This window comes from Brevundimonas sp. (assembly GCF_027484365.1).
Taxonomy (GTDB): Bacteria; Pseudomonadota; Alphaproteobacteria; order Caulobacterales; family Caulobacteraceae; genus Brevundimonas.
The window spans coordinates 89,953-104,523 of the sequence record NZ_JAIXTC010000018.1; the positions used below are offsets into that span (position 1 = coordinate 89,953).

The 14,571-nt window shown below is 68.2% G+C and carries 15 protein-coding genes; 8 read left to right on the top strand and 7 right to left on the bottom strand.

Annotated elements, in window-relative coordinates; translation table 11 throughout:
* Nucleotides 1–19: 19 nt before the first annotated feature.
* From Q0044_RS08500 to thiS, 4 genes are all read right to left on the bottom strand, one after another.
* The gene (locus tag Q0044_RS08500) at nucleotides 20–1,729 is read right to left on the bottom strand and encodes a hypothetical protein (RefSeq protein ID WP_298161462.1); all 1,710 of its coding nucleotides are present in this window, start codon (nucleotides 1,727–1,729) and stop codon (nucleotides 20–22) included.
* 69 nt (nucleotides 1,730–1,798) lie between these two features.
* Nucleotides 1,799–2,299, bottom strand: coding sequence for a DUF3224 domain-containing protein (locus Q0044_RS08505; protein WP_298161464.1), 501 nt, complete (start codon nucleotides 2,297–2,299; stop codon nucleotides 1,799–1,801).
* Between the two features lie 57 nt (nucleotides 2,300–2,356).
* Complete coding sequence (locus Q0044_RS08510; protein ID WP_298161465.1) at nucleotides 2,357–3,163, bottom strand: thiazole synthase; 807 nt, start codon at nucleotides 3,161–3,163, stop codon at nucleotides 2,357–2,359.
* Between the two features lie 40 nt (nucleotides 3,164–3,203).
* Nucleotides 3,204–3,401, bottom strand: a complete 198-nt coding sequence (thiS, locus tag Q0044_RS08515; RefSeq protein WP_298161466.1) for a sulfur carrier protein ThiS — start codon at nucleotides 3,399–3,401, stop codon at nucleotides 3,204–3,206.
* Between the two features lie 130 nt (nucleotides 3,402–3,531).
* Between thiS and Q0044_RS08520 the strand changes: the two genes are divergently transcribed.
* From Q0044_RS08520 to aat, 4 genes are read left to right on the top strand one after another with little or no spacing between them, the layout of a single operon-like run.
* Nucleotides 3,532–3,993, top strand: a complete 462-nt coding sequence (locus Q0044_RS08520) for a type II 3-dehydroquinate dehydratase (protein ID WP_298161467.1) — start codon at nucleotides 3,532–3,534, stop codon at nucleotides 3,991–3,993.
* A 25-nt stretch (nucleotides 3,994–4,018) separates the two neighbouring features.
* Nucleotides 4,019–4,531 carry an acetyl-CoA carboxylase biotin carboxyl carrier protein gene (accB, locus tag Q0044_RS08525; protein WP_298161468.1) on the top strand — a complete coding sequence of 171 codons (513 nt, stop codon included), beginning with the start codon at nucleotides 4,019–4,021 and terminating at the stop codon, nucleotides 4,529–4,531.
* A 5-nt stretch (nucleotides 4,532–4,536) separates the two neighbouring features.
* Nucleotides 4,537–5,889 (top strand): acetyl-CoA carboxylase biotin carboxylase subunit, encoded by a 1,353-nt coding sequence (gene accC, locus Q0044_RS08530; RefSeq protein ID WP_298161469.1) that lies wholly within the window; start codon nucleotides 4,537–4,539, stop codon nucleotides 5,887–5,889.
* Nucleotide 5,890: 1 nt separating this feature from the next.
* Nucleotides 5,891–6,586, top strand: a complete 696-nt coding sequence (gene aat / locus Q0044_RS08535) for a leucyl/phenylalanyl-tRNA--protein transferase (RefSeq protein ID WP_298161470.1) — start codon at nucleotides 5,891–5,893, stop codon at nucleotides 6,584–6,586.
* Here the strand turns inward: aat and Q0044_RS08540 are convergent.
* The gene (locus Q0044_RS08540; RefSeq protein WP_298161471.1) at nucleotides 6,553–7,221 is read right to left on the bottom strand and encodes a DUF2155 domain-containing protein; all 669 of its coding nucleotides are present in this window, start codon (nucleotides 7,219–7,221) and stop codon (nucleotides 6,553–6,555) included. The genes aat and Q0044_RS08540 overlap by 34 nt on opposite strands.
* The gene (locus tag Q0044_RS08545) at nucleotides 7,218–7,610 is read right to left on the bottom strand and encodes an NADH:ubiquinone oxidoreductase subunit NDUFA12 (RefSeq protein WP_298161472.1); all 393 of its coding nucleotides are present in this window, start codon (nucleotides 7,608–7,610) and stop codon (nucleotides 7,218–7,220) included. Before Q0044_RS08545 ends, Q0044_RS08540 begins: the two co-directional genes overlap by 4 nt.
* A gap of 205 nt (nucleotides 7,611–7,815) precedes the next feature.
* On the opposite strand from Q0044_RS08545, the gene Q0044_RS08550 reads away from it, so the two are divergent.
* The 4 genes from Q0044_RS08550 to Q0044_RS08565 all read left to right on the top strand — a co-directional run bounded on the left by Q0044_RS08550 (nucleotide 7,816) and on the right by Q0044_RS08565 (nucleotide 12,535).
* Complete coding sequence (locus Q0044_RS08550; protein ID WP_298161473.1) at nucleotides 7,816–10,584, top strand: TSCPD domain-containing protein; 2,769 nt, start codon at nucleotides 7,816–7,818, stop codon at nucleotides 10,582–10,584.
* Nucleotides 10,585–10,590: 6 nt separating this feature from the next.
* Complete coding sequence (locus tag Q0044_RS08555; protein WP_298161474.1) at nucleotides 10,591–10,992, top strand: acyl-CoA thioesterase; 402 nt, start codon at nucleotides 10,591–10,593, stop codon at nucleotides 10,990–10,992.
* Nucleotides 10,993–11,078: 86 nt separating this feature from the next.
* Nucleotides 11,079–11,561 carry a pentapeptide repeat-containing protein gene (locus Q0044_RS08560; RefSeq protein WP_298161475.1) on the top strand — a complete coding sequence of 161 codons (483 nt, stop codon included), beginning with the start codon at nucleotides 11,079–11,081 and terminating at the stop codon, nucleotides 11,559–11,561.
* A 62-nt stretch (nucleotides 11,562–11,623) separates the two neighbouring features.
* Nucleotides 11,624–12,535 (top strand): pentapeptide repeat-containing protein, encoded by a 912-nt coding sequence (locus Q0044_RS08565; RefSeq protein ID WP_298161476.1) that lies wholly within the window; start codon nucleotides 11,624–11,626, stop codon nucleotides 12,533–12,535.
* Between the two features lie 58 nt (nucleotides 12,536–12,593).
* On the opposite strand, the gene aspS is transcribed toward Q0044_RS08565, so the two are convergent.
* A complete protein-coding gene (gene aspS / locus Q0044_RS08570; RefSeq protein WP_298161477.1) occupies nucleotides 12,594–14,420 on the bottom strand; it encodes an aspartate--tRNA ligase in 1,827 nt (608 codons plus the stop codon).
* Nucleotides 14,421–14,571 lie beyond the last annotated feature (151 nt).

The window sequence follows — 14,571 nt, forward strand, 5'->3', positions numbered from 1 at the left end:
ACCGGACAGAGGCCTCGCCTCAGGCCAGCTTCAGGCTCATCTCCCCGCCGATCCATTCGACCCGCGCCTTGTCCCGCGCGGCCCCGGCGGCCGTGGTGTTGCCCAGAGCCTGTTCGGCCTCGGCGAGGACGAAATAGCTGTAGGGGTCCATCGGCCAGTCGATCAGAAGTTCCTCGATCTTCGCCTTCGCCCCGGCCGCATCGCCGTTGGCCAGCATCGCGGCGGCGAGGCTCCTGCGGGTCGGGAACCAGATGATCGGCGGGTCGCCGCCCTCCTCCTCCATCCCCTGGATCTCGGCGGCCCGGGTGAAGGCGGCGACGGCGGCCGATGCATTGCCCTCCAGCATGGCGGCCCGCCCTTCCAGCACCCGCTGGGAGACCTCGACGAACAGTTTCATGTCGTCGGCCTGGTCGCCCGTGAGGGAGTCACCCTCGCGGATCGCCTTGATGGCCCCGGCCTCGACCCGCACGGCCGCTGCATCTCCGGCCCGAGCCGCCGCCTCGCCCCGGCCGTAGTGCCAGCTCGCGCGGAGCAGGGGCTTGCTTTCAGGCGGCTCGGCCAGGGCCGCGACCTGGGCGGGTGAGCCGAAACGGCCGAAGATCGCATAGGCGTCATTGGCCATCAGCTGACGCCACTGGTTGTCGGCCGGGATGTCGGGATAGGTGGCGAGGAAGCCCTCGGCCAGCTTCAGCCCCTCCTCCGCCCCGCCGGCCATCAGGGCCCCGCCCATGCCGAAATGGATGTTGTGGGCGTGCAGCGGCATCCCCGTGATCCCACCCGGAGGCGCGGCCAGTTCGTCGTAGCGCTTGTCGAGCGCCACGGCCTCGACATTGGACCTCATCGCGTCCCGATAGCGGCCCACCCGGTAGAAGGTGTGCGACGGCATATGCACCAGATGGCTGGCCGAGGGCGCCAGCCGAGCCAGTTTCTCACCATAGGGAATGGCCTTGTGCGGGTCGTCGGACCACTCGGTCAGGTGGATGTAGAGGTGGATGGTGCCGGGGTCGTCGGGGGCCTTCGCCAGCGACGCCTCGAGGATCTCCATCGCCCGGCTGATGCCCCGGTCCTTGGGCGCGCCGTCTTCATCCCACCATTCGTCGGCCTGCAGCATCCAGGCATCGGCCGTGATGGCGGCGATCAGGGGGCTGTCGGGATTGCGTCGGGCGATCCGGTCCATGGCCCGGGCGAAGCGCACGCCCTGGCTGGCCTTGGCGCCGGAATAGCGCTGGATCAGGGCGTCGATCATCTGACGCTGGACCGGGGTCGCGCCCCGCGCCTCGCGCCGCGCCAGCTGGGCCAGCCTCAACCCGGCCCGCAGGGAGTCGTCATCCGTGCCGCCGCCGTTGAGGTTGGGACCGGTCGCCCAGGCCTCGCCCCAGGCGCACATCCCGCAGTCGGGATCGATGGCCCGTGCCCGGCGGAAGGCGCGCACCGATTCCTTGTGCTCGAAGGCCCAGCGCAGCCGCACCCCGTGGTCGAACCAGGCCTGGGCCTCCGGGTTCATCGTATCGACGGTCCAGCTCGCGACCTCGCCGAAGCCGGGCACCAGGACCATCGAGCCTTCCGGCGCGGCGTCCAGCGCCGACCCGACCCGGCCGCAGCCCCGCGGGTTCTGCAGCAGGGAGGCGCTCGCCTCCGCATCGGCGGAGGCCGAGGTCGCGTCGGCGACGGCGGCGGGTCCCGCCAGACAGAGGGCCAGGGCGGTGAACGTCAGCAGCTTCAGTCGCATCGTCTTCCCCTCGATCCGAGGCGACGATCCTGCACCAGTCGAGGGGCGGTTCCAAGCGCCCCGACCGTCTCAGGGGTTGGGCAGGCTGTAGCCCAGGTCGTAGCGGTGCGCCCCGCCTTCGAGGATCAGGGCGAAGTCCCCGCGGATCCCCGCCAGCTCACCCGTCCCCGATCCCGGCACGACGGTGATCGACAGGGTGTATCCCCCCGCATTCATGTCGCCGCGATGGGCCAGCAGGAAGGCGCCCTCCCGGCCGTCGAGCGTGCCCACGAACCGCTCCAGCGCGACATAGGTCCCCTCCTCGGCCGAGACCCCGCCCGCCAGCATCTGGCCGGTCGCGCTGCCGGTCATTCCGCCGCTGAAGGTCTTGGCGAGCGTGTATCGGGACAGGCCCAGCCCCGCCTCGACCACCTCCGGATCGGCGGGCGTGACCGAGACTTCGAACATTCCTGTGGCGTGATGCACGACGGTCTCCTGGGCTTTGACGCTTCCGGCGACCATGACCCCGAGCGCGATCAGCAGGCCGAGCACCGCCACGGCGACATAGCCTCGAACAGTCAGGGTCCGCATCGGTCGCTCCGGAACATTACAGGAACATCCTGTCTCCGGGGCGCGGTTCCGTCAAGCTCAGATCAGGCCGGCCAGCGGCGAGGACGGGTCGGCGTACATCTTCTTCGCCATTCGCCCGGCCAGATAGGCCTCGCGCCCGGCGATGACCGCATGCTTCATCGCCCGCGCCATGCGGATAGGGTCTTTGGCCCCGGCGATGGCGGTGTTGGTCAGGACGGCGTCGCACCCCAGCTCCATGGCCACGGTCGCGTCCGAGGCCGTGCCCACGCCTGCGTCGACCAGCACAGGCACGCCGGCCTGTTCCACGATCAGCCGCACATTGACGGCGTTCTGCAGCCCCAGCCCCGATCCGATCGGCGCGGCCGCCGGCATGATCGCCGCCGCCCCTGCATCCTCCAGCCGCTTCGCCATCACGACGTCGTCGGTGCAGTAGACCATGACGTCGAACCCGTCCTTGACCAGCAGGTCCAGTGCCCGGAGCGTCTCGATCATGTCGGGATACAGGTGCGCAGAGTTCGACAGCACCTCCAGCTTGACCAGATCCCAGCCGCCCGCCTCGCGCGCCAGTCGCAGGGTCCGCACCGCATCCTCGCCGGTGAAACAGCCGGCGGTGTTGGGCAGGAAGGTGAACCGGTCAGGCTTGAGATAGTCGACCAGCATGGGCTGGGACGGATCCGAGAGGTTCACCCGGCGCAGGGCCACGGTGACGATCTCGGCGCCCGCCGCCTCGGCTGCGGCCGCGTTCTGGGCGTAGTCGGCGTATTTGCCGGTGCCGACGATCAGGCGCGAGTTGAAGGTGCGGCCGGCGACGGTCCAGCTGTCGATCGGAGTGGCTACGGTCGGGGCGACGAAGGGAGCGTTCATCGCCTTCATCTAGGCTTGTGCGCCCGGAAACGGAACCCGTTCAGCCGCCGCCGACGAACTGGACCAGCTCGATCCGGTCGCCGTCTTCCAGCACAGTCCCGGCATGCAGCGACCGCGGTACGATGGCCAGGTTCCGCTCCACGGCGACCTTGCGGACGTCGAATCCCAGTTCCTCGACCAGGGCCAGGACGGTCCGCGCGGCCACCTCCCGCGTATCTCCGTTGACTTGGATGCGCATGTCGTTACGTCAACCTGACCTGTGCGGCGTAACCTCGGCTTTGACGAGCGACGCCGTTCCGCTAAAAGGCCCGCCCACCGAAGCGGTGCCGACCACATCCATTGGCCCGCCGCCAACTCGTCCGGAGCGAATGCCCGAAACCCCCGTCCTCTACGTCCTGAACGGCCCCAACCTCAACCTCCTGGGGGTGCGGGAGGCGCATATCTATGGGCGAGAGACCCTGGCCGACGTCCAGGCCCTCTGCGAGGCGGCCGCGGAAGGCGCGACTGTGGTCTTCCGTCAGTCGAATCACGAAGGCGAACTGGTCGACTGGATCCAGGAGGCCCGCACGGCGGCCGTGGCCCTCGTCATCAACCCGGCGGCCTACAGCCATACGTCGGTGGCCCTTCTGGACGCCCTGAAGGTCCTCACCATTCCGGTAGTCGAGTGCCATCTTTCGAACCCGGCGGCGCGCGAGGAATTCCGGCGTCATTCCTACGTCTCTCTCGCCGCCACCGGCATCGTCTCGGGCTTCGGTGCCCATTCCTATGAACTGGCCGTCAGGGCCGCCCTCCGGCTGGCGCGGGAACGCTCCGCAATGCCCGCCCGTTGAAACCAGACCACAAGGCATAGCTCTCATGGCGACCGACAAGAAACTGGATAACGAGCCCTCGGTGGAGATCGACACCACACTGGTTCGCCAGCTGGCCGACATCCTCAACGACACCTCGCTGACCGAGATCGAGGTCGAACGCGGCGAACTGCGGATCCGTGTCGCCCGCGAGATCACCGCCGCCCCTGTGACGCAGTATGCGCCCGCGCCGGCCTATGCTCCGCAGGCGGCCCCGGCACCGGCCGCCGCGTCAGCGCCTGTGTCGATGCCCTCCGACCCCGCCACCATCGTCGCAAGGTCGGGCGAGACGGTGAAGTCGCCCATGGTCGGCACTGTGTATCTGCAGGCCTCGCCCGAGGCCCCGCCCTTCGCCAAGGCCGGGGACAAGGTCAAGAAGGGCCAGACCCTCCTGATCGTCGAGGCCATGAAGACAATGAACCCGATCCAGGCTCCGCGCGACGGCGTCGTGCAGGAAATCCTCGTCGGCGACGCCCAGCCCGTCGAGTTCGGCGAAGCCCTCGTCGTTCTCGAGGCCTGAGCCCAGTGTTTACCAAGGTCCTGATCGCCAACCGCGGCGAAATCGCGCTTCGCATTCACCGGGCGTGCAAGGAGATGGGCATCTCCACGGTCGCCGTGCACTCCGAGGCCGATCGCGGTGCCATGTGGGTGCGGCTGGCCGACGAAAGCGTCTGCATCGGCCCGGCGCCGGCCGCCAAATCCTATCTGAACATCCCCTCGATCATCGCGGCGGCCGAGATCACCGGTGCCCAGGCGATCCACCCGGGGTACGGCTTCCTGTCGGAGAACGCCCGCTTCGCCGAGATCGTCGAAGCCCACGGCATGACCTTCATCGGTCCCAAGGCCGAGCACATCCGGATCATGGGCGACAAGATCAGCGCCAAGCAGACGGTGCTGGAAGCCGGCATCCCCTGCGTCCCCGGCTCGGCCGGCGAGGTCGAGACCATCGAGGCCGCCATCGAGGCCTCAAAGGCCATCGGCTTCCCCCTGATCGTCAAGGCGGCGGCGGGCGGCGGCGGGCGCGGCATGAAGGTCGCCCTGACCGCCGACGACCTGGTTGAAGCGGTCCAGACCGCCCAGACCGAGGCCAAGGCCGCGTTCGGCAATGGCGCGGTCTATATGGAACGCTACCTCCAGAAGCCGCGCCACATCGAGATCCAGGTCGTCGCCGACAGCCACGGCAATGTCGTCCACCTCGGCGAGCGCGACTGCTCGCTCCAGCGTCGTCACCAGAAGGTGCTGGAAGAAGCCCCCTCGCCGGCCCTTTCGGCCGCGGAGCGCGTCGCCATCGGCGAGACGGTCAACAAGGCGATCGGCAAGATCGGCTACCTCGGCGTCGGCACCATCGAGTTCCTGTGGGAGGACGGCGAGTTCTTCTTCATCGAGATGAACACCCGCCTGCAGGTCGAGCACCCGGTCACCGAGGCTGTCACCGGCGTCGATCTGGTCCGCGAACAGATCCGCATCGCGGCCGGCCTGCCGCTGTCCTTCACCCAGGACGACATCCACTTCGAAGGTCACGCCATCGAGGTCCGCATCAACGCCGAAAACTCCGAAACCTTTGCCCCGTCCCCGGGGACGGTCACCGACTTCCACGCCCCCGGCGGGCTGGGCGTGCGGCTTGATAGCGCCATCTACGCCGGCTATTCGATCCCGCCCTACTACGACAGCCTGATCGGCAAGCTGATCGTCCACGGCCGCGACCGCGCCGAGTGCGTGGCCCGGCTGAAGCGCAGTCTGAACGAGATGGTCATCGGCGGCATCGACACCACCATCCCGCTGTTCCAGAAACTCCTGCTTGAGCCGGATATCCTGTCGGGCGACTACGACATCCACTGGCTGGAGAACTGGGCGAAGCGTCAGAAGTCCGACGGCTGACGTGACCGATCCAGCGGCCAGCGCCTTTTCGCCGCCGGACCCGTTCGACGCCCACGCCCTGTTGCAGTGCTACGCCCACGGGGTTTTTCCGATGGGCGAGGACCGGAACGACCCGCGCGTCTATCTGGTTGAACCTGAGCAACGGGGTGTCCTCCCGCTGGACGCCTTCCACATCCCCGCCCGCCTGCGCCGCACGATCCGGAACGAGCCGTTCGTCGTGCGTGTGGACACGGCGTTCGACGCCGTCCTGGACGCCTGCGCCGCCTCTGGTCCGGGTCGAGAGGCGACCTGGATCAACGCTCCGATCATGGGCCTGTATCGGGATCTTTACATGCGGGGTCAGGCCCACAGCATCGAATGCTGGCGGGACGAAGTGCTGGTCGGCGGCCTGTATGGCGTCACCCTCGGCGGCGCCTTCTTCGGAGAGAGCATGTTCAGCCGGGCGACCGATGCGTCCAAGGTCGCTCTCGTGCACCTGGTGGCCCGTCTGAGGCTCGGCGGCTGGCGCCTGCTCGACGCCCAGTTCCGCGCGCCGCATCTGGACCAGTTCGGGCTGCTGGAAATCCCGCAGCGCGCCTATCTGACGCAGCTGGCGAGCGCGCTTGAATCGATACCCGACCAGGCCGTTCTCGCCCGCCCGCTGTCAGGCGCGGAAGCGGTGACCTACGCCTTGCAGCCCACGACCCAGGCGTCATAGATCGGGTGCTGGAGGCCGCTGAGCGCCGGAGTCGATGAGAACATCCAGCCCCGGAAGATCTGACGCGGCGAGGCGCCCGCCGCCTTCGGCTGCAGCGTCACATCGATATAGGCGATGGCGTCCTCGACCAGTTCGTTCTCGGCCGAGACCTCGCAGGCACGTGCGGTGAAGATCAGCGCCTGGTTGAACCGCACCGGACGTCCGCCGACCTCGACCTCGAACCGCATGCTTTCCGCAGTGATCTTGTCGATCGCCTCGATGATGGCGACGCGACGACGCTGGCGCGGGACCGGCGTGTCAGCGGCGAGGCGTTTGGCCTTGTCCTCTTCGGATTCGCCGTCCTCATCGTCCTTGGCTTCATCGTCAGCCTCGGCGTCCGGGACCTCACCCTCCTCCAGCGCAGCGGTCTCGATGGCCGGTGTCGGAGGCGTGATAGCGATGGGCGTGGCCGGAGCCGGGTCGCCGGCCGGAGCAGCCTCCTGCATCGGCTCGGTCCTCAGGGCGTCGCCGATCGGGCCGGATGCCGGGGTCGCGTCCTGGGCCGGCGCGTTCTGCCAGCCTCCGGCGACGACGCCGCCCGAAAGGGCCAGCCCGACGACCGCCGTACTCACCAGCAGGATGCGGGCGCGGCTCATTCGGGCTTCCAGGCCTCATAGTCGCCTGTCGCCGCTGGTCGCACGCCTTCGGACAGCAACGAGCCCTGCGGATGCCAGGCCAGCGGCGTGCCGGTCATGTTCGGACGGTGATCCAGTTCCCAGCGACGGCGGGGCAGCGGCGCCTCGGTCGGCGGCTCATCGAAGGTGTAATGCAGCCAACCGTGCCAGTCCGGCGTCACCTTGGAGGCCTCGGCATAGCCCTCATAGACGACCCACCGGCGTTTGCGGCCGTCGTAGCTGATGTTGTCCCGCGACTGGTAGTAGCGGTTGCCGTGCTCGTCGGTCCCGATCAGGTCGGCGCGTTTGGCGATTGTGAAGAGGGTGCCGATCGTCGCGCCGGACGTCCAACCGAATATTCTGCCGAGCACGAGGCGTTTCCAGTCCAGATTCGGATCGGCGGGAGGCCCGATCCAGTCGTCCGATCATAGAAACCGGCCGCGTCCACGTCCAGCGTCCAGCCCAAATCGACTTCAGCAACATCTTGGGGGTAACCCCTGGATGGACCGCTACATCTATTGCGGCGATGGCCCGGAGCGCCCTAGGCTGTCGAAACGATCCTGTCCGGGCCTGCGTATGCGCTTCACCCCCTTCCTGACCGACCTCTCCGCCTCCGTCGTGTGCGAAGCGCGCGAGATCGAGCGGGCGGACCGTGTGATCCGTGTGATGGCGCCGGCCGGCTGGAGCGATGCGCGCGTGGAGGCGTGGCTGGACTGGCACGACCAGTCCCCTGAGGACTGGCCTCGTCTCGAAGGCGCACCGTCGCGCACGGCGTCTGCTGGGCCGCCCGTGCTGGACGGGGCCCTCGATCGGTGGGCCGCCCGTCTCGCGGCCTGGGGACGCTCGACCGGGGTGTTTCCGTCCACATCGGACGCAGAGACCTTCGCCTCGGAACTGGTCGCCAGCGTTCTTCTGGGTCTCGCCGCGCCGTCGTCAGTCTTGCTGGAAGGCGCCCGGACGCCGCCCGCTGCCGAAGACCAGCCCGGCCCCTCGCGCAACGCAACCGTCTTCGACCTCGGCGACGCGGGTGTCCGCGCCCGATTCGAAAGCGATACCGCGCGGCGCCGCACGGCGCGTGTGACCGCCCATGCCCTGTCGGGCGTCACCCGAACCCTGCGCGCAGTGACAGACGCCGTCAGGCGCTGTGAAGGCCCGGCCTCGGTGTGCGCCGACCCTGCCGCCAACCCGGCTCTGGGCCGCGCCGCCCTGGCCGCGCGTCGGGCCGGCGCGGATGACACCGCGATCCTGGACGCCATCGCCGGACGGGTCTTCTCCGCGCCGGAACCGGAGCCGCTGAAGCAGATTCGGGTGGTTGCCGTTGCCGATCCCGCCTCGCCGATGGACGCCCCTCTTCGGGCCGCCGCCGACGGATGCCTGGCCGACGACCTCATCGTCGCCTTTTCCGTGCGTGATGCCGAAGCCGCTGCGGATCTCGCCATCGCGCCCGGCTGCGCCATCGCCCTTCCGGCCGTGGCCGCCGCCCTGCCCGACATGGTCGAGGCCCTCGACCGCCTCGCCCGACTGTGGACGACGGCGCTGGAGATCGAGGTGGCCTGCGGCTTCGCCCCGGACGGACGGCTCGCGCGCCGGCGTCACGCCGTGCGTCCGGTGGTTCTCACCCTGACAAACGGTCTCGACTGGCTGATCGCCGAAGCCGATGGCGCGATCAGCGAGACCGAATTCACAGCCGCATCCGGCCTCTTTGCTGCGGCGGCCTCTCTTGCGTCGAGCGAACTGGCCGAAACGCTGCGTCCTGCAGCCGACTGGCCCGTCGCAGCCGAAACCGTCCTGGCCGCGTTGGAGCGGCGCGAGGCTCGGCTCTCCGACCTGACCAGCGAGCTTGGGCAAGCGGCCGCACTGCGAACGGCACAGGCCCATGCCGCGGCGAGCACTTCGGGTCGACGGCAATGCCTGATCGCCACACTGGGGGCCGACGCCGAGCGGGACCTGCGACTCGGCGTTGCTCCGCTTTCCGGAATCGAGGTCTTCCAGACCCGCGACGGCGATATGGTCCGCCGTCTGCACCCGAACCTCGCTGCCGCGATCACCGCCCAGGGCGGCGATGTGGAGGGCGCCGAACGCTGGCTTCTGGGCCGACGCACGTTGATCGACTCACCCGCGCTCGGTCATGCCGAACTCGCAGCGAAGGGCTTCACCGAGGTGGAGCTGGAGGCGGTCGAGGCGGCTCTGGCTCATGTCGAAAGACTGGACGAGGCCTTCGCCCCGCCCGCCCTGGAGGCCGGATTCATCCGCGATGTCCTCGGCTTCGATCAGGAGACCGTGGGCCACGGCGGTTTGCTGGCGCTATTGGCCACCCCGGAAGAGATCGCCGCCGCGACGGACCATGTGTTCGGCCGCCGCGACCTGTCCGACTGGCCCAGCGCACCGGTCCGTCTGAAGGCCATTCTCACCGACCTGGACCTTGCCTCCGCAAACCTGGTCCGTGCCGCCGAGATGTTCAGCGACGTCGCGGACATGACCTCGGTCGAGCTGCCCAGCCGGGCGGGGATCGGCGCCGCGATGGCCCTGCTGGCCCAGGCCGCGTCTGAGGGTCGTCGGGCAATCCGGCTGTCTCGCCGTCAGGCCTCCAACCAGCCCCTGCTTCATCTACCGGACTTCGAACCCGCCCGTCGCGCGCCGGAGCCCCCGCCCCAGCCCAGGCCGGCACCGACAGAACGGGTTGTCGAACGGGTCATCGAACGGGTCCGCACCCGCCGCAAACTGCCCGACCGCCGCAAGGGCTATATCCAGAAGGCCGCTGTCGGCGGCCACAAGGTCTATATCCACACGGGCGAGTACGAGGACGGCGAACTCGGCGAGATCTTCATCGACATGCACAAGGAAGGCGCCGCCTTCCGCAGCCTGATGAACAATTTCGCCATCGCGATCTCTATCGGCCTGCAATACGGAGTGCCGCTGGACGAGTTCGTGGACGCCTTCCTGCTGACGCGTTTCGAGCCGGCGGGGCGGGTCACGGGCAACGACTCCATCGGATCCGCGACCTCGATCCTAGACTACATCTTCCGCGAACTCGGCGTGTCCTACCTGGACCGCCACGAACTGGCCAACGCCGACGCGGAGCCGCTGGACGCCGACGGTCTCGGTTCGGGCAAGGCCGACGAACTGGTCCCCGCCGCCCGCTTCATCTCCAAGGGATTTGCCCGGGGCGCAACGCCGGACAATCTCGTGGTCCTGCCGTTCGGTCGGAAGGCCGAAACGCCGGGCCGAAGCGGTGATCACGGCGAGGCTGACGCCTGCCCCGCCTGCGGTGACTTCACGCTTCAGCAACGCGGCGGGGCCTGGATCTGCGACACCTGCGGGATCGCGCCCCAGATGCGGGGATAAGGCCTGGTGACCGCCTTCAGCTGCCCCCTTCGCGTTCGTTGGGGCGAGGTCGACGCCCAGGGCGTGGTCTTCAACCCCAATTATTTCGTCTACGCCGATGTGGCCGCGACCGAGTTTTTCCGCGCCGCCGGTGTGATGAACGGCGACCATCCCGACATGGGCCAGAGCTATGTCGTCGATGCGCGCGCCAGCTTTCGCGCATCGGCCCGCTTCGACGACCTCCTGGACATCCGGGTCTCCGTTTCGCGGATCGGCCGCTCCAGCTACGACCTGCGCGTCGACATCCTGCGCGACGGCCAGCTCCTGACCGAGGTGTCGCTGACCTACGTCCGGGCTCTCGAAGGACGGTCCGAACCCCTGTCCGAGGGCTATCGCGCCATGCTCGCCCGCGTCGTCACACCCGACTGAGCTGGGTTCAGCAGATCGTAAGCTCCTGTGCAGTAGAGATGAAGAGACGACTGCCGCCGGCCCGCCGGCTTCGGAGTACGACCGCCGTGAAACGCCTGATCCTCGCTGCCGCCCTTGTCCTTCTGGTCACCCCCGCCTTCGCCCAGAACGCCGGCCAGATCGCCCGCGTGCGCGGCGGCGCCAGCTGTTCCGGCTGCAACCTGTTCCAGGGCGATTTCTCGGGGCTGGAGGCGCGAGGCCTGAACCTGAGCGGGTCGCGCCTGCGTCAGGCCGATCTCAGTCTCTCGGTGATGAACCGGACCCGGTTCTCCGGCGCCGACCTGCGCGACGTCGAGGCCTATGGCGGTGTCTTCTCCAGTTCGAATTTCAGCCGGGCCGACCTGACCAACGCGAGCTTCGTCGGCGCCTATCTCGAGGGTTCCAGCTTTTCCGGCGCGACCCTAACCGGGGCCAACTTCTCGGGAGCCCAGCTGTCGCGCGCAACGGGCCTGACCCAGAGTCAGCTCAACCGCGCCTGCGGCGACACGTCGACCATCCTGCCCGGAAGCCTGCGCATTCCCGCCTGCTGAAGACCTTCATTCTTACCGCGATTTAAGTAGGGTTTCGGTTGCCCAGGGATCATCTAGAGGGCGTGAAACAGATCGTGTTCATTTCCCGCCGCCTCTCCGTCGCCCTGCCCGCGCTGGCGCTGTTCGCGGGCCTCTCGGCGCTCGCAGCGCCGGCTACGGCAGAGGTCAGCCTGTCGATCCAGGATCGCGACGTGACGCGGATGATCTCGCTGGGCGGATCCTGCAACCGCTGCGAACTGTCGGGCCGCAACCTCGCCGGCGCCACCTTCACCGGAGCCACCTTCACCAGCGCGACCCTGGTCGGCGCGGACCTGCGCGGCGCCGAACTGGTCGGCTCCAACTTCTCCGGAAGCGATTTCAGCCGCGCCAACATGGCCGGCGCCGAACTCGTGGGATCGAACTTCACCGGGGCGGCTTTTCGCGACGCCAACATCAACGGCGCGGAAGCCCAGGGTGCGGTCTTCAGTCGCGCGGATCTCAGTCGGGCCAATCTGTCAGGTGCTGAACTGATGGGCGCCAACATGAACGGCGCGGTCCTTACCGGGGCCAATCTGTCCGGCGCCGAGTTGTTCGGCACGACCCTGGCGAACGTCAGCGCGCGCGGAGCCTCCTTCGCCAACGCCGAACTGAACGCCGCCAACATGGCCGGCGGCGACTTCGGCGCGGCCAACCTGAGCAGCGCCCAGCTGGACGGTGCCCGCCTGTCCCAGGCGAGCTTCGGGCGGGCCGTCTTCACCGACGCCTCGCTGCGCCGGACCGATATCCGGGGTGCCGACCTGTCCGGCGCCCGGGGCCTGACCCAGACCCAGATCTCGCAGGCCTGCGGCGATTCCTCGACCCGTCTGCCGCGCGGACTCAGCGTCCGCTCCTGCGGCTCACGGGGGATGGTCCGGATGCCGTCACCCCCGGCTCCGCCCGCGCCGCCGGCCGCACCCTCGCCGCGGCGGGACATCGCCAGCGCCGACCGCCACTGACCACGACGATCGGCCTTCCTGCCGCTCCTTGAACGGCAGGGTTACCTGAGCGGAAGGCTTACTTCAGAGGAAGACTGGGGCGGATGTGCAGTTCCTTGTACTGGCGCTCCAGCGCATCGGCGGGCGCGCTCATCAGCAGATCCTGACCCTGCTGGTTCAGCGGGAAGGCGATGACCTCGCGGATGGCGACCTGATTGGCCAGCAGCATGACGATGCGGTCGATTCCGGGAGCCAGGCCGCCGTGCGGCGGCGCGCCGTAGCGGAAGGCGTTCAGCATGCCGCCGAACTGGTCCTCAACGACCGAGGCGTCGTAGCCGGCGATTTCGAAGGCCTTGAGCATGATCTCGGCCTTGTGGTTCCGGATCGCGCCCGAGCACAGCTCGTAGCCGTTGCAGACGATGTCGTACTGATAGGCGCGGATGGTCAGGGGATCCTGGGTCTCCAGAGCCTCCAGCCCGCCCTGCGGCATCGAGAACGGGTTGTGGGAGAAGTCGACCTTCTTCTCTTCCTCCGACCATTCGAACATCGGGAAGTCGACGATCCAGCAGAACTTGAACTGCTCCTCGTCGACCAGTTTCAGCTCGGTGGCCACGCGGGTGCGCGCCAGGCCGGCGAACTTCGCGAAGACCGACGGCAGGCCGGCGGCGAAGAAGGCGGCGTCGCCTTTTCCGAGGCCGAGGGCGGCCATCAGGGCATCAGTGGCCTCGCCGAGGTTCTTGGCGATCGGCCCGCCCCAGGCGTTGTTATCGTCTGACCAGAAGATATAGCCGAGGCCCGGCTGGCCCTCGCCCTGGGCCCAGGAATTCATGCGGTCGCAGAAGGCGCGGCTTCCGCCGGTCGGGGCCGGAATGGCCCAGACGGCGTTCTTCGCATCGGCGCCGAGGATCTTGTTGAACAGGCCGAAGCCGCCGTCGCGGAAATGCTCCGAGACGTCCTGCATCTTGATCGGGTTGCGGGTGTCCGGCTTGTCGGTGCCGTACCACTTCATCGACTGTTCGTAGGTCAGACGCTCGAACCCGGTGTGTTCCAGGGTCTGGCCGAAGTCGTTGGTGAAGGTGTGGGTTCCCGCGATCGGCGACACAGGCTTGCCGTCGGCGAACTCTTCGAACACGCCATGCATGACGGGTTCGATTGCGGCGAAAACATCCTCTTGCGTGACGAAGCTCATCTCGACGTCGAGCTGGTAGAATTCCAGCGACCGGTCGGCGCGCAGGTCTTCGTCGCGGAAACAGGGGGCGATCTGGAAGTAGCGGTCGAAGCCCGAGACCATGAGCAGCTGTTTGAACTGCTGCGGGGCCTGCGGCAGGGCGTAGAACTTGCCCGGGTGCAGACGTGACGGCACCAGGAAGTCGCGCGCGCCTTCCGGCGACGAGGCCGTCAGGATCGGGGTCTGGTACTCCAGGAAGCCCTGGTCGACCATGCGGCGACGGATCGAGGAGATGACCTTCGAGCGCAGCACGATGTTCTTGTGCAGGGTCTCGCGGCGCAGATCGAGGTAGCGGTGCTTGAGGCGAATTTCCTCGGGGTATTCCGGCTCGCCGAAGACGGGCAGCGGCAGTTCGGCGGCCTCGGACAGGATCTCCACGCCGGTGACGCGCAGTTCGATCTCGCCGGTCGGCAGGTTCGGGTTCACGACGGAGGCGTCGCGGGCGACCACTTCGCCGTCGACGCGGATCACGCTCTCGGCGCGCACGCGCTCGACTGCGGCGAAGCCCGGGGTCTCCGGATGGAAGACCAGCTGGGTCAGGCCGTAGTGGTCGCGCAGGTCGATGAACAGCAGACCGCCGTGGTCGCGCTTGCGGTGCACCCAGCCAGACAGGCGCACATTGGAGCCTGCGTCCGAAGACCGGAGGGCGCCGCAGGTGTGGGAGCGATAGGCGTGCATGGTGAAATCGTCTGAATCGGCCGCGAAACGGCGGGAATTGGAAGCGGCGTAAGGCGCATCCGCGCCCCGGAAAGTCAAGGTCGCGGCCGGATCGGCGGGGTCTGCGGACTCCAAAACCCAGTCCGAAGCGTCCGAAGCGTCCGAAGCGTTC